The 16,626-nt window shown below is 59.1% G+C and carries 14 protein-coding genes; 5 read left to right on the forward strand and 9 right to left on the reverse strand.

The genetic code is table 11. The features are described from left to right. The first annotated feature begins 25 nt into the window (after window positions 1-25). The 5 genes from DVR09_RS16825 to DVR09_RS16845 all read left to right on the forward strand — a co-directional run bounded on the left by DVR09_RS16825 (window position 26) and on the right by DVR09_RS16845 (window position 7,090). Window positions 26-1,918, forward strand: coding sequence for a GspE/PulE family protein (locus DVR09_RS16825; RefSeq protein WP_162815085.1), 1,893 nt, complete (start codon window positions 26-28; stop codon window positions 1,916-1,918). Window positions 1,919-1,927: 9 nt separating this feature from the next. Beyond that, a complete protein-coding gene (locus DVR09_RS16830) occupies window positions 1,928-2,368 on the forward strand; it encodes a hypothetical protein (RefSeq protein ID WP_115418430.1) in 441 nt (146 codons plus the stop codon). Window positions 2,369-2,434: 66 nt separating this feature from the next. Next, window positions 2,435-3,622, forward strand: a complete 1,188-nt coding sequence (locus tag DVR09_RS16835) for a type II secretion system F family protein (RefSeq protein ID WP_115418431.1) — start codon at window positions 2,435-2,437, stop codon at window positions 3,620-3,622. A gap of 21 nt (window positions 3,623-3,643) precedes the next feature. Beyond that, window positions 3,644-5,329, forward strand: a complete 1,686-nt coding sequence (locus DVR09_RS16840; RefSeq protein WP_115418432.1) for a hypothetical protein — start codon at window positions 3,644-3,646, stop codon at window positions 5,327-5,329. 72 nt (window positions 5,330-5,401) lie between these two features. After that, the gene (locus tag DVR09_RS16845; protein WP_115418433.1) at window positions 5,402-7,090 is read left to right on the forward strand and encodes a hypothetical protein; all 1,689 of its coding nucleotides are present in this window, start codon (window positions 5,402-5,404) and stop codon (window positions 7,088-7,090) included. Between the two features lie 81 nt (window positions 7,091-7,171). Here DVR09_RS16845 and DVR09_RS16850 read toward each other — a convergent pair whose 3' ends face one another. The 9 genes from DVR09_RS16850 to DVR09_RS16890 all read right to left on the reverse strand — a co-directional run bounded on the left by DVR09_RS16850 (window position 7,172) and on the right by DVR09_RS16890 (window position 16,479). Beyond that, window positions 7,172-7,912: a DsbA family protein gene (locus DVR09_RS16850; protein WP_162815087.1), complete on the reverse strand. Its 741-nt coding sequence runs from the start codon at window positions 7,910-7,912 to the stop codon at window positions 7,172-7,174. A gap of 146 nt (window positions 7,913-8,058) precedes the next feature. Next, window positions 8,059-11,541, reverse strand: coding sequence for a DNA polymerase III subunit alpha (locus tag DVR09_RS16855; protein ID WP_115418435.1), 3,483 nt, complete (start codon window positions 11,539-11,541; stop codon window positions 8,059-8,061). 191 nt (window positions 11,542-11,732) lie between these two features. Then, window positions 11,733-12,746, reverse strand: a complete 1,014-nt coding sequence (locus tag DVR09_RS16860; RefSeq protein ID WP_115418436.1) for a nucleotide kinase domain-containing protein — start codon at window positions 12,744-12,746, stop codon at window positions 11,733-11,735. Next, window positions 12,743-13,429: a DNA polymerase III subunit epsilon gene (gene dnaQ / locus DVR09_RS16865; RefSeq protein WP_115418437.1), complete on the reverse strand. Its 687-nt coding sequence runs from the start codon at window positions 13,427-13,429 to the stop codon at window positions 12,743-12,745. Before dnaQ ends, DVR09_RS16860 begins: the two co-directional genes overlap by 4 nt. A 66-nt stretch (window positions 13,430-13,495) precedes the next feature. After that, on the reverse strand, window positions 13,496-14,359 hold the full coding sequence (locus DVR09_RS16870) for a class I SAM-dependent methyltransferase (protein ID WP_115418438.1): 864 nt from the start codon (window positions 14,357-14,359) through the stop codon (window positions 13,496-13,498). A gap of 59 nt (window positions 14,360-14,418) precedes the next feature. Further along, window positions 14,419-14,835, reverse strand: coding sequence for a hypothetical protein (locus DVR09_RS16875; RefSeq protein ID WP_115418439.1), 417 nt, complete (start codon window positions 14,833-14,835; stop codon window positions 14,419-14,421). 10 nt (window positions 14,836-14,845) lie between these two features. Next, entirely contained in the window at window positions 14,846-15,061 is a 216-nt protein-coding gene (locus DVR09_RS16880) for a hypothetical protein (protein ID WP_115418440.1), read from the reverse strand. Next, a complete protein-coding gene (locus tag DVR09_RS16885; protein WP_115418441.1) occupies window positions 15,058-15,330 on the reverse strand; it encodes a hypothetical protein in 273 nt (90 codons plus the stop codon). Before DVR09_RS16885 ends, DVR09_RS16880 begins: the two co-directional genes overlap by 4 nt. 102 nt (window positions 15,331-15,432) lie before the next feature. Further along, entirely contained in the window at window positions 15,433-16,479 is a 1,047-nt protein-coding gene (locus DVR09_RS16890; protein WP_115418442.1) for a sigma factor, read from the reverse strand. Between the last annotated feature and the right edge of the window lie 147 nt (window positions 16,480-16,626).

Below are 16,626 nucleotides of genomic sequence, written 5' to 3' on the forward strand. Positions count from 1 at the left end.
TTGGCGGGAATTGCAGGGAAATATCATGGGCAAGCAGGTAATCGCTTTGGAAGAGCGTGGAGATCTGAGGGAGCGACTGCGCCGTCGTGCTATCGGGGATAAGCCCCGCGCAGCAAATCCTTCTTCGGCGAGTGGGAATATCGCTCATTACCTCGTCGAAAACGAGTTGCTCGACAGGCCGCAGGCGCGTGCCGCGCAGCTCGATGCGCGGGCGCGAGGCGTTCCGGTGGCAACGATTTTATCTGAGCAGGGTTCGGTCCCTCGGGAAAAGATCATTGAGGCGATCGAGAACATCGACACTGGCCTTCTGGCTGGCTCTTTGGAGTTCGATGTTCGACTTCCACGCCGCGACCTTCGCGAGCTGAAGATTATTTGCCACGCCCAGTCGGACAAGAAACTGTTCGTTTCCAGCATCACAAACATGTCCCTCGTGCGCCAGCGTCTGGCGCCGTATTTGAATGGGCGTGAGCTCGTCGAAGTTGAATTTTCATGGGCGAAATGGAACGAGTTCGAGCCGGGCATCGACAGGATCATTGAGCCTGGGGTGGCTCGGCCGAAATTGGACGACGATACGAACCCTCGTTCGGTTATCGCGGACTCGGCCGCTGATGCTGAAGTTCTTGAGCTCTTGATCGACTTCGCCGCACTCAATAATGTCTCCGATATCCATATTGAGCCTCAGAAGACGACCTACAGGGTTTACTTCCGTCATCTGGGCAAGCGGCAGCTCGGCCATTCCGGCTCTATCGAGCAGTACAACCGCCTTACTGCCATGATCAAAGACCGTGCGCAGGTCGATCCGATGGAAACGCGCATTCCGCTGGATGGCTCGTTTCCGATCCAGATCCGCGGCCGTGGCTTCGACGTCCGTGTCGCGACCGTCCCAACGGACGGTCGCGAGAAGCTCACCTTGCGATTGCTCGACCCGCAGCGCGCGCAAATGCCGCTGACGCAGCTCGGGATCAGCGAGGTCGACGAATGGCGTTCGATTTGCGGGTACCGCAACGGATTGGTTCTGATCGTCGGCGCAACTGGTTCTGGTAAGACGACAACACTGAACGCCACAGTCCGTGAAATGCCGCGGGTCGAGAAGTCGATCTACACGGCAGAAGATCCTGTCGAGTACCGCATTCCAGGGGTTACGCATGTCCAGATGAACGACATGGTCGGACTGGACTTCGCGAAGGCGACCAGGGCATTTATGCGTAATGACCCTGATGTGATCATTCTGGGCGAAATCCGAGACAATGAAACGGCTTCCAAAGCCATTCAGGCGGCAGAGACCGGGCACTTGGTTATCGCGACGATCCACGCCGAGTCCGTCCCGATGGCGCTCCAGCGCCTCAAAGGCCTCGATGTGAAGCTCGAAGATTTCGAGATGCTCCTCCGCGGTGTGATGGTTCAGTTCCTGCTGCGGACGCTATGTAGCGAGTGCCATGGCGAGGGCTGTGAGGAATGCTTCCAGCAGGGTTATGGCGGACGCACGGTAGTTTCGGAAATCGCACGCGTTCGCACGCCGGCGGATGTTCGGAAGATGATGTCTCCAGACGAGAAGGATCACTACTGGCGTCCGCTCTGGAAGGATCTGGAATCGAAGCTCGAGGCTGGCGTTACCGATGGTGCTGAGATCTACCGAACCTTTGCGTCCGAACTCGATGTGATGGCGGATCATTCGAAGCTGTTGGCGAAGGTGCTTGCAGCTGAGAAGGCGAAGCGCGACGTGGTCACGTCGAACGTCGAGTTGGCCTTGGTGGCGAACCTGCCGAAGGAAGACAAGAAAAAGGCTCGTCGCCTGGCTGAGGCCCGGCTGCTTCAGCATGCGGTGGATGAAGAGGAGGCAGAAGCAGATGCGGCCTCGTCTGATGGAGAGCCGCTGGGCTCGAAGCGAAAATCGCCAGCCGAGAAGCCGGAAGGCTAGAGGCTACCAGTGAGCAATGTTCTTATCGCTATCGCGACTTTAACCGTCGGGTTCATCCTGGCGACCTATGGCGCGTACACCAGTTATTATTCGCTGAAGCGAGCGGAATACTTTGACCGTGTGTCGACCGGATTTGAGCTTGCTGTCGTATATGTGACCGAGATGGAGCAGGACCTTGGCCGTGTGCCAGTGGCTGCAGATCTCGATCCAGCTCGGTTCGCGGATCTTGAGGGCCATGGGATTGTCTACCGATACGGAAGTGCTGTCGGATGGAATGGGAAACCGTACGTTTGGGTGTGCGCCAGAGCGCCGGTGAAGCAACCGTATATTGAGGAAGCTTTCCAGAAGGTCGCCGACCAAAGGACGGGCACGCTCTTTGGCCCGAACTGCCAGAATTGGACGGGTTCGGGCGCTAGCGTGGCGATAACTTATCGCTTGAATGAAGTTTGAAGCGGAATTGGAAGCATCTTCAGGGGAGGCGCTTCCTAGGTCTTGCGAATTTGTTGGGGTGCTTTGATGCCTGAGTATTCAGTTCCTATCCGCAAAAGCGGGCAAGTTATTACCTCGGTCGTAGTCGCTGAGACCGTGAACGATGCGCGGTTGGCGGCGCAGCGCATGGGTACGGTCTTGGGGATGCCCAAGCTGGTGAAGGGCCGTCGCACTGGTGGGATGACTTCCGCTGAGCGTTATGTGTTCCTGCACCAGCTGGCGACGATGCTGATCGCCAAGGTTCAGCTGAGTCGGGCTCTCCAGATTTTGCGCGAAAGCCATGGCGGTCGAATTGCTCGAGCTGCCGCCGGCTTGGAAGCTGGAGTGGCGTCGGGTCGTTCGATCGCTGACCTGATGTATGAAGACAAGCGAAATTTCCCCGGTGCTGTCGGGCTCTTGGTCAAGGCTGGTTCGAGCGGCACGGGTGGGACAGCCGAGGCGCTGAAGAAGGCCGCCGAATTCGAGCGTCAGATACTTGGGGCAGCGACAAAGGGGGCAAAAGGCCTCTATAGCGCGGGTTTTTGGGTGGTCGTTGCTACGATCAGTATTTTCGCGTGTCCGCTCTGGCTGACGCCGTATCTGCAGGAGTCGCAGCTCTTCCAGCTGACAGACCAGCCTATCCAGTGGGAATGGTTGGACATGCTCTCGTATGGCCTGGGCGCGATCACACTGATCATGATGCTTGTCGGCATGTTTCTGTTCTTCTTGGTCGGGGTCGGCCAGCGGCTATTCCCGCAGGCGTCGGACGCTATTGTGATGCGCCTTCCGTTCATGAAGGACATCGTCTTCACGCGGGACAATTTTGTGTCGCTTTATCGGTTCAGCCTCATGGTGAAAGCCGGGGTCTCCCTCGAGGAGGCGATTAGCACGACCTACAACGACACTCGCAAGGGCGCACTGAAGGACGACCTTGGTCGGGCTTTGCATAATGTGAAGGTCGGCGAGCCCTGGGCGAAGGGCTTCAGGACCGTGCATCCGACCGACAAGGCGGCGCTCTCAATGGCGACGGACAAGGAAGCCCTAGGCGGAATTCTGGAGCAAGTAGCCGACCAAAACCGCGCCATCTACATTCGGAGGCTGGAGATCGTTCAGCCGGTGATGGCGATGATCGGAGGCATCTCGATGGTGTTGGTTTACGCCATCACCGGTCTCTATTCGATCGTTCCGTTCTCGGAGCTGTTTGGCAAGTTGATGGGTGACGCAAGCGGCTTCTAGCCGCGGTGGGAGATACGGATAATGGTTGCCTGGTTTCTGATCGCAATTGCAACGCTCATAGTCTTTGCCTTCATTGCTGTGAGCAGCGTGCAGACGCTGGCTATGGCGTCTGATGCTGGAGGTAGGATCGAGACGGTAAAGCGGCTCGAGACTGTCGCAAGTGCGCTTATATCGCGCGCAGCATCTCCAGGAAATGATGGTCTCATCTATCTTCCGGTGGGGGAGAACAATCCGACTGGTGCAGGTTATGGCCTCCCGTCATATCTTGGTTTCCAGACCCAGACAGCGTTCGGCCAGCGCTTTGTCTACTGCCCCTTTGGTGATGCGGGAGGCACGGGAACGACCCTGAGCATTCCGAATGCGGATGGCACGTCCTATAGCGTTGCCACGGCAGCATTCGAGGGGCGGGATTATGTGGTCGGCGGACGGCCAGCCTATCCTGGGCTGACTGGCCAACCGAACCTGATTGGCTTCGTGATGGCGCCGCGCTCCAAGCTTTCTGCGATTCCGAATTGCAGCGACGTGGTCTATAATTCGACATCGCGTAGGTTCGAAGCGCCGGATGCGATTGTTCGGCCGCTCACGCGCGAGAACGGCATTGATGAAAGCCGGACGATCGATGCGCGACGGATCACATTTTATGTTTCTCCGGACGGCACTGGTTTGGGCGGCAGTGAAGCCGATCCGACTAGCTTTGCGACTGCCATCAATTTCCTCAAGAGTCGCCAGCCTTCGTCGATGGAAATCAAGATGGCCTCGGGCAATTACGGCATTGCGGCCAACGAGTTGAATATGTCGACGTTCGACAATGACAGGGGGACGAAGCTCACGATAACTGGCGTCCAAAATTCGACTTTCATCGATTTGGCCGGAACGGGTTATGTGAATATCCCGGGTGATGTGACGATGAATAACATCATTTTCGATACAGATGCCTGGGTTGTTGTTCGTGAAGATGCGTCGCTCTCTATCAAGAACTTCCAAGCTGGAGTGCTTCAGTCAGCCGGAAAGGCGGTCCTTAGAGGCGGTACAAATTCCTTCACAAGGGACACGGGTACGTATGCGGTCATGGTTCAGCCGGGTGGGGAAATGTTCGTCTCAGGCACGGTCAATTTCGCGAACCCGTCGAGGTATGGTTTCTATGTCCGAGAAGGGGGAGAATTGTCTCTTGTGAACGCGACGGTCAATTTCGCGGGCACCACCAGCTCGAGCTACGTCCACGGTATCCAGGCGCTTGATGGCGACGTAAGTGTTACGGCTTCGACCCTCAATTTCCCGAATGGCACGTCGCACGGCATCTACATGGCTGGTGGTGATTTGACGCTGCGGAATTCCACGATGTCTTTCGGAGGCTCTTCAGTCTCCGCCGTTTTCCTCGATCGTGGGGCTGCCTTCACTATGTACGCAAGTGTGTTGGGGGCAGGGACAACGCTTCCGAACTACGGTGTTCGCGATATTGGAGCTCGTGCGGTTTCCGGTTCGGTGAGTGAGATTTACGCGAGCAACTGTTGGTTCGGCGGACTTTTCAGCTGGTCGCCCAGCGGGACATCTGGGAACACGAGCGACGTAACGGCAGCTGAGCCGGTCCCTACACTTTCAGCTTCTCCGACCAACACGGAAGTGCAAGCGTACGTTGCGGCCAACGACAACAACACCCAGAGAGCGCTCTATAATCGCTCAAATGAGGCCAGCTGGAGCTGCATGTAAGTCCGCCGAAATCTATGATTTCGTCCTATAATGGGTCTGATGGATCCGCTTAGGGTCTGAGGAGAAGTTGTAATGGTCGCCTGGTTCCTCATTGCTATCGCGACACTGATCGTGTTCGCATTTATTGCGGTGAGCAGTGTTCAAACCCTCGCGATGGCTTCGGATGCTGGCGGTCGTATCGAGACGGTGAAGCGGCTTGAAACGGTGGCGAGCGCTATGATCGCGCGCGCTGCATCGCCGGGCAATGATGGTGTGATTTATCTGCCGGTTGGCGAAGATAACCCAAGCGGGAATGGTTATGGGCTTCCTTCCAATTTGGGCTTCCAGACGCAAACCGCATTTGGCCAGCGCTTTGTCTATTGCCCTTTCGGAGATGCAGGCGGGTCAGGAACGAGCCTTTCGATTCCGAACGCGGATGGGACATCGTACAGCGTCGCGACTGCGACATTCGAGGGTCGGTCCTATGTGGTAGGTGGTCGCCCGGCGTACCCAGGGCTGACTGGCCAACCGAACCTGATCGGTTTCGTGATGGCGCCGCGGTCGAAGCTCTCTGCGATCCCGAGCTGCAGCGACGTGGTCTACAATTCGACGTCGCGCATGTTCGAGGCATCGGACGCAATTGTTCGGCCGCTGACGCGCGAGAACGGCATTGACGAAAGCCGGACTATCGATGCTCGTCAGATTACCTATTACGTTTCGCCAACGGGTACTGGGACTGGTGCTTCAGAGGCAGATCCTGCGAGCCTAGCCACGGCGCTGAATTTCTACAGGTCTCGGCTTCCGTCGTTCATGACGATCAACATGGCGAGCGGAAACTACGGCATGGGGGCAAGTGACCTTAATCTGTCAGGAAACGACACCCTGACTGGTTCGACATTGCAGATACGTGGAGTCGCGAACAGCACCTTTATCGATATGGCATCGTCGGGGACCATCAGCCTGCCGGGCGACCTGAACATCATTGATGTGATTTTCGATGCCGACGTGATGATCGCAGTAAAGCCGAATCTGCGCTTTTCAATGCATGGTTCGAGCGCGGGCCGAGTGGTGGCCGCTGGTGAAGTCCGCCTTACCGGGAATAACTCTCTGACGTTCGGCGATGACGGATACACCTTCATCCTGAACCCAGGTGGTCAGGCTATGATCGAAGGGACGCTGTCACTGATAACGCCGTATGGGAAGGGCTTCTATGTTCATCAGGCTGGGAAGGTGAACGGGAACCAGGCGAGGGTGATTTTCAGCACGGGCAATGGAAACCGATACACGCGAGGAATTTATCTCTCTGATGGAGAGGTCGGGCTGAATGGGTCGAACCTCGAGTATCCGGATGGGGCCGTTTTTGGGGTCTATGCGCGGAGCGGTAAGATCGGCTTCACGCAGGTCAACATGGCCTTCGCGGGGGCGCAGACAACGCAGGCTATTTTTGCCTATCAAGGCACTTCGGTGATTGTACAGTCGAGCATCGTCGGAAGCGGCACGCCGCCGCTTGTGGGAGTTCAGGCCGTCGGAGCGACGGTCGTTAGCGGCCGTAGCACGTCGATATATGCTACAAGCGATTGTTGGGCGGGCCGCATGTTCGACCAGTCGGCGCCTGGACTTACCGGAGACAATAGCGCGGTGCTCGATCCAATCGCAGTGCCGAGCCTATCTGCTTCGCCTACGGGAGCAGAGATCGAAGCGAATTCCGATGCGAAGGCTTTGAACGCCGAGCGCGCGGCTGCGGGTCTGACGAACACGACCGACTGGATGTGCAACGCCTAGGCTCTGAGCATTCGAATGGAGACAAAAAAAGGGCGCCTTTCGGCGCCCTTTTAGTTTGCTCCGTGGGAGGACGGAGGTGAGTTAGCTTCCGAGGATCTGCTTGAGCGGGCCGAGCGGGATCGCGCCCGGAATGGCCTGGCCGTTAGCATAGACCATCGGGGTGCCAGCAACGCCGGCCTTCTCGGCGAGGGCGGCGTTGTGGTCTGCCTGTGCCTTTGCGGAGCCATCGGCGAGAGCCTTGTCGAATTTGCGCTTATCGAGACCGGCTGCAGCGATGAGCTGGGGGATGAGAGCGTCAGCTTCAGCAGCCGTCTTGGCACCGTTCTCGATCAGGAAGTTGTGGGCCGGAGCGAACTTGCCCTGGAGATTGGCGGCCGCGGCCAGTTCTGCCATGCGCACCGAGCCTTCACCGAGGATGGGCGTGTGGACGAGGAAGATCTTGGTTTTGCCTTCGGCGACGAGCGGCTTTGCGGTCTCAGCCGAGAAGCGTTTGCAGAAGCCGCAGTTGTAGTCGAAGAATTCGATGATCGCGGTGCCGTCTTCGGGGCCGACAAAGGCGACCTGCTTGTCGCCGGCGAAAATCGTGCTGGCGACGGGCGCGACGCGAGCGGCGAGAGCCTGGGTTTCCATTTCGCGCTGCTTCTGCTGGGCGAGCTGCATGGCTTCCATGACGATCTCGGGGTTTTCGCGAAGAATGGCTGCGACCTCTTCCGCGGTGACACCTGCGTCATGTGCATTTGCGGGCGATGCGGCGACCAGGACGGTGGCGCTGGCACAAGCCACGGCGGCCGTTGCGCAGAACAGGCGGTTGATAATCTTCATGGTGTACTCCTTCGGACCAAGCATCCTGCTTGGATTTGGTGATGTGGAACTTTGTGTTTTTCGGACGAGCGCCGGGCTCGTTTTCTGGAAACCCCAGATGCGTTTAGCATTTTCCCAGAGAACATCCAGAAAAATGCGCAAGGCGACTAGAACATCCTCGCTTCCAGAACGTCTGGATGTTTTTCGACCTCGGCCTTCATATCGGGCGTGATGTTGAAGCAGGCAGGGAGGACCTTTCGGGCCTTCTTGTCTCCTAGGTCGACGAGGATGTCGATCCGGTCTTCTCCGCGGCCGGACTTGGTGAGCATAGCGCGGAGCTCATCCCAGTTGTGGCTGGCTTTGATATCCATCCGCATTCGCTGGGGTGTCTGGGTCTTGTCATAGAGACGGTAGGAGACCAGGCGCCACTTGGGCTCCTTCACCTTCTTCGCGATTTCCGCGATGATGAGGTCGCCAGCCGAAACCGACTCCTCGAGCTCGACTTCCAGCTCTGCGCTGGTGTCTGAGATCTTCGCGAAGGACTTGGCCCCGCGCGCCGACTTGGAGATACTCTCCACGCGGACGAGGACGGTGATAGCGCCGCAACCGACATAGTCTTCGACCCTGCTGACCTGAATGGCAGAGAGGCGACGCATTTCGGAATGCGCGCCCGCAAGAGGGTGGTCATCGAAAGAGATGCCGATCGCATCGATCTCGGCCGCACGCTTTTCGTCGCGAGGCAGGTCGGGGATGCTCGGGCAGGTCGGAGCGGTAAGGTCGAACAGGAGAGACTGGCCTGCCTGGCCGCACTCGAACTTGAGGCAGGCGATTAGGTGCTCTGCAGCAGCCTGGCGGTTGCGGTTGAGGGGATCGAGGATGCCAGCCGCAGCGAGCGCGCGAGCCTGTTGCGATGCGTTGCCGCGCGATGCGAGGGCGGCAGCGAGGTCTTCGATGGTCTTGATGCCCTTTCCTCGCACGGCGGCAACGAGCGGGGCGGCGTAGCTGCCGAGGCCCTTCACGGAGCCGAGGCCCCAGCGGACGGCGGCGGTGCCATCTTCGGCAATCTCAGGCTCGAAAGCGACGCCCGACTTTTCGAGCGACGGCGGAAGCATCTCGATACCGCGGTCGCGCGCTTCGCGGATGATCTTGCGCATCTTGTCGAAGTCTTCGGAGTTGTAGGTGAGCGCGGCCGCGTAGAAGGCGGCAGGGTGGTGGAACTTCAACCAAGCCGACTGCCAGCAGAGAAGCGCGTAGGCAGCCGCGTGCGACTTGTTGAAGCCGTAGCCGGCGAACTTGTCGATGGTGTCGAAGTGCTGGTTAGCGCGCTTGCGATCGATACCCAGCGACTTGTGCTGCTTGATATCGACCACCTTCACGGGGTCGATTGAGATGATGACCTTCACGCCAGCATCCTTGGCTTCAGCAGCGGTGAGCGGCTCTCCGCCATCCTCGCGCTTCAGCTTCTTGTTCGAGGGGATGCGCAGCTCGGCACCGGTATCGGTCGTCACGGTAACGTGCGGCACGACGCAGCCTTCGATGAAGGTCTCTCGCTGTGCGTCCATCTCGGCCTGGATCTTCTTGCCCATAGCGCGGCGGAGCATGTCTGCACCGCCAAGGGTGTAGCCAGCGAGGATCTGAGCCATCTGCATGATCTGCTCCTGGTAAACAGGAATACCCTGCGTTTCGGTCAGGAGGTCTTTCAGAGCAGGATGGGGCAACTGCAGCGGTTCGAGGCCGGCCTTGCGGTTAGCGAAGGTCGGGATGTTGTCCATCGGCCCCGGGCGATAGAGCGAGATGATGGCGACGAGGTCTTCGAAGCTGGTGGGCCGCACCTGCTTGAGCGATTTGACCATGCCTTCCGATTCCAGCTGGAAGATGCCGTGACACGCGCCTGAGTTCAGCATGTCGATCACGCCTTCGTCTTCGAAGGGGATCTGGAGGATGTCGAGATCGGCATGCTCTTCGCCGGATGCGCGTACATGGTCGACGGCGGCCTTGATGATGGTCGTGGTCTTGAGCCCGAGGAAGTCGAACTTCACGAGACCCGAGGCTTCCACGCCTTTCATCTCGAACTGGGTAACCAGGTCGGAGCCGCCGCCCGGATCGCGCATCACGGGGACAACGTCACCGACATCGGGGTCGGCGATGATGATACCAGCCGCGTGGCGGCCGTGCTGACGAACGAAGCCCTGCAGGGCTTCACCCATGACGAGCGCACGCTCAAGGGTCGCATCCTTGCGGAAGTGGGCGCGAACTTCAGGGGCGAGGTAGCTCGGCGATTCCGGATCGGTTTCGCTGAGCGAGTAGGGCGCAGCGATAGGCAGCAGCTGGGCGGCGGCGTGAGCCTGCCCGTTGGGGATGCCCAGGCTGCGCGCGGCGTCTCCGAAGGCCGAGCGCGACTTCCAGGAGCCGTGCGTGCCGATGGCGACAACCTTGTCGTCACCATATTTGCGGCGGACATACTCGATCGTCTCGTCACGGCGCGTTTGGCAGAAGTCGACGTCGAAGTCGGGGAGGCTGACGCGTTCGGGGTTGATGAAGCGTTCGAACAGGAGGCCCCATCGAATGGGATCGAGGTCGGTAATGCCCATGGCCCATGCCACGGCGGATCCTGCACCCGAGCCACGGCCCGGCCCGACGGGGATGCCTTGCTCCTTCGACCATTGGATGAAGTCGGCAACGATGAGGAAGTAGCCAGCGAAGCCCTGCTTGCAGATAATGTCCATCTCGGTAGCGAGGCGGGCGCGGTATTCGGGCTTCTTCGCTTCAGGGACATCTGCAATGCGCTCTTCGAAGCCTTTGGTGGCCATATCGCGGAGCATGCCCTCTTCGTTGCCTTTCGCGTCTGGGAAGGCGGGGAGCATCGGCTTGGTGGCCTTCGGCGCGGCGTCCGGGCTGCAACGAAGGGCGAGACGGGCTGTGTTTTCGAGCAGGTGCTTGGCATCAGCAAACAGCGCGGTGAATTCCGCGGTGCTCTTGAAGTGCTGGCCTTTGGCCGGGCGTGGCAAGTCAGGGTCATCGACCAGTCGCTTGTGCTGGATGGCGCTGAGCAGCTCGAGCAGGTCATAATCCTTCGGCTCGCTGTATGCGGCGAAGGAGGTGGCGACCATCGGGAGATTGTAGGCGCGCGAGATGCGGTCGAGAACGGCTTCGGTCGGCCGGCGGCCGGTGGAACGCTCGATTTCGAGATAGAACCGGTCGCCATAGGCGGCCATCATGGCCTTCAGCCAGTCATTGGCATCGTGCTTGTTTGTGGCGAGCAGATTGTTGAGGGCCGATTCCGGTGCGCCAGCCAAGAGGATGAGACCTTCTGCGCGATCGATGATAGCTTCGTCATCGAGGAGGCGTTCGGGGGTGAGCGCCTGCTCACGGCTCAGCGAGAGCAAGTTCGACCAGCCGGTAGCGTTCTCGGCAATGACCGTGACACGGCCTGCCTTTGTCATGAAGTCGCAGCCGACGATGGGCTGAATGCCTTCCTTGCGAGCTGCGTCGGAGAACTCCAGAGCGCCAGCAAGGCTGCCTCGGTCGATTAGACCGATGGCCGGCTGGTCAGCTTTGACGGCAAGCGCAGGCATCTTCTTCGCGATCAGGGCGGAATCCATGATCGAGTAAGAGGACCGTGCGCGCAGATTGATTGCCGGAAAAGCCATTTCTTACCTTCTGTTCTTGATCTCACCAGAGAGATCAGACCTTCAACTTGGGGAGGGCGCGATTGCGCTAACCCTTCTCCCAGGACTGACGGCATTATTGTGGGATTATGCGGAAAGGCCTGCAAGCAACTTCCAGCCGCGATGCAGGAATTCCAGAGAGTGTTGCTCAAATCTTCCTGTTCTTCAGGAAATCAGAAAAGCGATCCCTGGTCAGGGGGAGGCGGAGGCGGGACGTGACTGTAATCAGGCACGGAAAGCCCCCATTTCGGCGGAAAGAACGGCTGGGGCATTGGCTTGGCCAACTGCTTGTACGTCTGCTTGATCTTCGTGCGGCCGGCGACGCCCGGGATGTCTGGATGCGCGACACGGCAATACTTAGAGATTTCGCAGAAGAGGTTCTGGCAGTCGATGGGCTGGAGACGGCGGCCAAAGAGGCCGTTGAACTTCAGCCCCAGCCGGTCGAATTCAAGCTCTTGCCGACGAACCATCTCGAAGATGATGTCGGTGGGCGTCATTGCTCCGGTGGAGGAGAAGCATTTCGAGATGCCATCGAGGGCGCCGGGCCCGGGAACGACGAAGTCGTCCTCCTCATGTGGGACAGCGCTAGAGTAGGCGATGTCGATCGCATACTGGAACGCGAGGAAGTTGCCGATGCCAGGATATGGGGCAATCAGCTCATAGACCTCGCCGAGTGTCTCGGTTTGGGCGATCTTCTGCGGCAACCCGTCGCGCATCATCTTGTCGAGCAAGGCTATGTGGTTTGAGTGCTTGCGGACCTTCCCGAACGGGGGAGCTGGCATGATGTAGGCAGCCGAGTAGATCTTGGTGCCGCGCGCCATTGCGCGATCGAAGACTTCGTCGAGGGCGCGCAAGTCGATGCTCTGCCAGGTGACGGGCCCAAGTTCGCGCTCGATCATCTCCCATGTCTCGATCTTGTTGAAGATCTTGAAGAGGAGAGTGCGGAAGATGACCTCGGTGGGATTGTCCGGACGGCTCGGGTCGTACTGAACTTCCCTGATCAGATATTGGCTGACGCGATCGGATGCACGATAGGCATTCGTGAACCGATAGGTTTGCAGGATGGGATCATCTGTCCATGGGCCGACGGGATCGGTCAGCCGGCACTCGTATAGAGCCTGCCGGGCCGCAGCAAAACGCCAGTAGGTGTCGTATGCCTCGGTAGGGGTGAATGGCGCTTGGTTCATGCGGCTGGCTTTGCGAAGAACTTCGCCCACGATTCCGCCGGCGGGTTTGCGATAGCAGCTGCCTGGTCGAGAGGGACCTGAATGGTGTTCATGGCTCCCAGCGTAACCTTCTCGTCGGCATCTTCGCCGCTTTCCGAAACCTGCAGCTCGAGACCCTTCTGGCCAAACCATGCGAGGTAAACTGCAGCGAGTAGCTCGGTATCTACCTGCGCGCCGTGCTTGGTGCGCTTCGTGCGGTCGATGTTGAAGCGGGTACACAGAGCATCGAGGCTATGCCGGGAACCCGGGAATGCTTTGATGGCAAGCTTCAGGGTATCGATGATCTTGTATTTCTTCGGGAAGGGGGTGCCCGCTTCCTCGCATTCAAGCTCGATGAAGCCCATGTCGAACGGCGCGTTGTGAATGACGAGGGAAACCTCTTCGTCACCAGTCTCGTCGAGGAATTCGAGGATGGCGGGAATGGTATCGGCGAAGCTGGGCTTGTCAGCCAGGAACTCGTTGCTGAGGCCATGGACTTCGAACGCCTCGGGATTGACCTGCTGGTCTCCGGGATTGAAGTACGAATGGAAGGTGCGCGGATTGGGGTCGCGCGTGATCTCGGTGAACGAGATTTCGATGATCCGATCGCCGTCGCTGACCTCAAGGCCAGTGGTTTCGGTGTCGACTGCGTATTCGATAGCCATGTGAAGTGTCCGGTTGAGGATGTTTCTGGAAGTGTAGATGTCGGCTGGCTCAAGACCAACCGGAGATTAGGCAGCGGCGAGATACTCGCGGGGCAACTCCCACCGGCCGTTGCCGAGGGAGCGGAAGCCACGCTGTAGGGTCTGGCGGATCTTTGGCTTCCAGTGGTCGGTGCGCGTACGCTCGGGAGCGATGGCATCGTAGATTGCCTGGACAGAAGCCTGCCCACCAAGGGAGTGCAGCGCGATAGCCACCGCCTCACGCCAGGTGCCGGGGCGGGCAAGGGCTTCACGGATGGCCGGACGCATGTTCTCGATCTGGCGGGTCTCAGCAAAGAGCATGAGGCCGGAGAAGCGGCGCTGTGACTGCTTGATGTATTTCGCCCAGACGAGGGGCTTCGACAGGCCGGGGAAGAGCGTGCGCGGGATCATGTTCACGTCGATTGAGAAGCGCTCCATCCAGTTCGAGACGCGGCTGGGCGTCTGGAAGGCATAGGCGGGGAGCACCATGGCGACGAGACCGTCTTCCGGCAGCATCTCGTGCGCGCGGTCAAGGAAGCCATCGACCACATCCATCTCGAAGGGCGGATTGCCCAGGATGACCTCTGCCTCTCGACCCTGAAGGTCGATAGTGCGAAAATCGCCGACAAGGACCTCGCGGCCGCTGTTGGCGATCGCGGCTGGCACGACGGAGGGATCGATGTCGATGCCCAGCGCGCCGCAGGACTTCGGGATAGCCGTAAGGAAGGCGCCTGTGCCGCACGACGGCTCGATGACACTGCAGGAGTGTCCGATACCGCGCAGGGCATCATCGACGAGCTCCTCGGCCACCCAGAAGGGGGTGAACCATTGCGAGAGCGCGGCGTCGCCAGACCGGTCGTCGGTGGCCTTCGGCTCTGCCTGAGCAGGGGCGGCGAACAGATCGGGGTGCATCAACTTTCCTTCCTCGGCTGGCTTCGCTCAGCCTGACCAGTCAAACCTTGCGGCTGGTCCTACTTCTCGTTTTCGATCCAGGCGGTGGCGCGCTCCTGCGAGGAGTGCGCTTCATCGATGTCCTCTTGGCTGTAATCGCCAAAGGCCTTTTCCATGGCGTCGAATTCGTCGCGGTCGGCCATAAGGCCGGAAGTGATGGCGCACTTGATGTCGGCCGGCACACCGTCGACGATGCGGGTGGCATCGAAGGTCCGCTCGCAGCGCTGGACGAAGATTTCATAGGCATCGTCTGGGAAGTGCCGAATGATGAGCTCTTCGGTTGCTGCTGCTTCAGTCACGCCCGGCTTGCGGCGGACAATGTAGTGAGCGATCGAGCCTTGCTCGACGGCAAACCGATGCTGTTCGAGCAGGATATAGCCACGCTTTTCGAGGTCGTTGGTGAAATCGGAAAACTTGGGAGCGGGCTGGTCGGTCATAGCGGATCTTTCAAGAGACGAGCTGGGCGCGGAGAGAGTGCCCCAGGTCGGTGAGACGGTAGAAATCGCCATCCTCGTCCTCGTGATGCTCAAGCACGCGGAGATCTACGAGAGATTGGAGGAGGGCGATGTCGGGATTGACGAACTGTTCCCAGTCGCGATCGCCGAGGAACACCTCGGTGAGCATGTGTTTCTGCTCTGGGGAGAGATCGGAAGCCTGGGTCATGCGGCTGCCGGCAAAGCAGTGCGCAGCACAGCGTCCGCAGATTGCGAAAGCTCCTGCATTGCATCTTCCAAGCGCGTGAGCGCGTCACTGGTGTCGGTAGCGCTTGCGAGCTCCTTCACAAGGAACACCGGCATGACATCGTCATAGTCCGCTTCGAGCCGCTGGATCAGGTCTTCCTGACCAGTCGCTGCCTCGAGGAAGGGTTGCAAGTCACCGTCTGCGTAAGCAGCAAGGGCTGCACGCTGGTAAGCGTTAATGGGGGTAGCCATTGGAATTTCTTCTCACTTCAGCTTCTCAAAGCACCTTTAGCAAGCCAACCTGGGCTTGCCGGCCTTCATTGAAGGTCGAAGAATAATAGGGAGGGGCGCCGCTTATGCGGCCAGCCGCACCCCCTCGCGTTTCTGGTCCTGCATTCCATGGAAGAGGTCGCGCGCGACCGGCTGAGGTGCCTGACGCTTTGCCACCTTGGTCGTGGCCGGCGCGGCGGTCTCAGGAAGCATACCAGCCTTCTTGGCTGCAGCTGTCTTAGTCTTGCCCTTCGGCGCATTCCGGCTGGCCGAGGCTGCGTGTTCCGCGAGCATTGCGAAGCGATCGTCTTGTTGGGCGAGAGAGGCCATGCGCTTCGAAGCCTTACGGGCGATGTGGCGAACACGGTCTTTGGTCAACTGCTCGTCCATTTGAAGCGCGCGGTTCACGTCGCCCTCAAAGAGGCAGTGCCTGATAATCTGTCGGTCGAGTTCCAGCCGGTCTTCGAGAGCATCGATTTCTTCTTGGTCGACGCCGCCCATGTGAGCGCGATAGCTGGCGGGAAGATCGGGGCGTTTGCCGCGAATGTCATCGGCGGGGTTTTCAGACCGGTAGCGCTTGCGGAGAAGGGCGAGACCGGAATTGCGCTCGAAGTCGATATAGGCGTCGAGCAGGGCTTCTGAGGTTTCCTCGATGAGGTGGGCGCTGGCGCCTGCCTCTGTCATGCCCAGAGCGCTTTCATCTTCGATAAGGGCTTCGAGCGTGGTGAGTTCGCCATCGGCGCCCGTCGCGCCATCATGAAGGGATATGGTGCGGCCGTTGACCTTTTTCGCGGAAGGACGCTGATCGGTCATGACGCGGAAACGAAGGCTCTGGAGTTCGCCGCGAATTTGCCAGTTCACGAAGGTCGTGAATTTGGCCTTCTCCGGATCGTATGACTCGATGGCGCGGTGAACTGCGATAGCACAGACCTGCTCCGCGTCTTCGCGGTGAGCTACGAGACCATAGTGGCCGATGAAGTGGCGAATCCTGGGGCCACACAGCTTCAGGATTTGCGCGAAAGCTCTATTTTCGTTGGAACGCTGGCGCGGAGTGGGACGTTCACCCTCCGCAGGCCGATTTGCGATCACCTCTGCAACAGCGACTTCTAGTGCATCAGTGGTCTTGGACATCAATTTCCCCCTAAATTCGGCATTCTGAAACCGGAAGCTGGAACCGGTAGGAGGCCGACTATAAAGAGAATGCAATTATCCTGCACTGTATTTTTCCGGAGGGTAAAGTTCCAGAAAGACCCTCGCGGGTTGGAAAAACATCCAGAA

The sequence above is a fragment of the Erythrobacter aureus genome, from assembly GCF_003355455.1.
GTDB classification, from domain to species: domain Bacteria; phylum Pseudomonadota; class Alphaproteobacteria; order Sphingomonadales; family Sphingomonadaceae; genus Qipengyuania; species Qipengyuania aurea.

What these genes read in the sequence shown, in the direction of transcription:
- DVR09_RS16825 (WP_162815085.1), top strand. Translation starts at nt 26, where the DNA reads ATGGGCAAGCAGGTAATCGCTTTGGAAGAGCGTGGAGATCTGAGGGAG.
- DVR09_RS16835 (WP_115418431.1), top strand. Translation starts at nt 2,435, where the DNA reads ATGCCTGAGTATTCAGTTCCTATCCGCAAAAGCGGGCAAGTTATTACC.
- DVR09_RS16840 (WP_115418432.1), top strand. Translation starts at nt 3,644, where the DNA reads ATGGTTGCCTGGTTTCTGATCGCAATTGCAACGCTCATAGTCTTTGCC.
- DVR09_RS16845 (WP_115418433.1), top strand. Translation starts at nt 5,402, where the DNA reads ATGGTCGCCTGGTTCCTCATTGCTATCGCGACACTGATCGTGTTCGCA.
- DVR09_RS16850 (WP_162815087.1), bottom strand. Translation starts at nt 7,912, where the DNA reads ATGAAGATTATCAACCGCCTGTTCTGCGCAACGGCCGCCGTGGCTTGT.
- DVR09_RS16855 (WP_115418435.1), bottom strand. Translation starts at nt 11,541, where the DNA reads ATGGCTTTTCCGGCAATCAATCTGCGCGCACGGTCCTCTTACTCGATC.
- DVR09_RS16860 (WP_115418436.1), bottom strand. Translation starts at nt 12,746, where the DNA reads ATGAACCAAGCGCCATTCACCCCTACCGAGGCATACGACACCTACTGG.
- dnaQ (WP_115418437.1), bottom strand. Translation starts at nt 13,429, where the DNA reads ATGGCTATCGAATACGCAGTCGACACCGAAACCACTGGCCTTGAGGTC.
- DVR09_RS16870 (WP_115418438.1), bottom strand. Translation starts at nt 14,359, where the DNA reads ATGCACCCCGATCTGTTCGCCGCCCCTGCTCAGGCAGAGCCGAAGGCC.
- DVR09_RS16875 (WP_115418439.1), bottom strand. Translation starts at nt 14,835, where the DNA reads ATGACCGACCAGCCCGCTCCCAAGTTTTCCGATTTCACCAACGACCTC.
- DVR09_RS16880 (WP_115418440.1), bottom strand. Translation starts at nt 15,061, where the DNA reads ATGACCCAGGCTTCCGATCTCTCCCCAGAGCAGAAACACATGCTCACC.
- DVR09_RS16885 (WP_115418441.1), bottom strand. Translation starts at nt 15,330, where the DNA reads ATGGCTACCCCCATTAACGCTTACCAGCGTGCAGCCCTTGCTGCTTAC.
- DVR09_RS16890 (WP_115418442.1), bottom strand. Translation starts at nt 16,479, where the DNA reads ATGTCCAAGACCACTGATGCACTAGAAGTCGCTGTTGCAGAGGTGATC.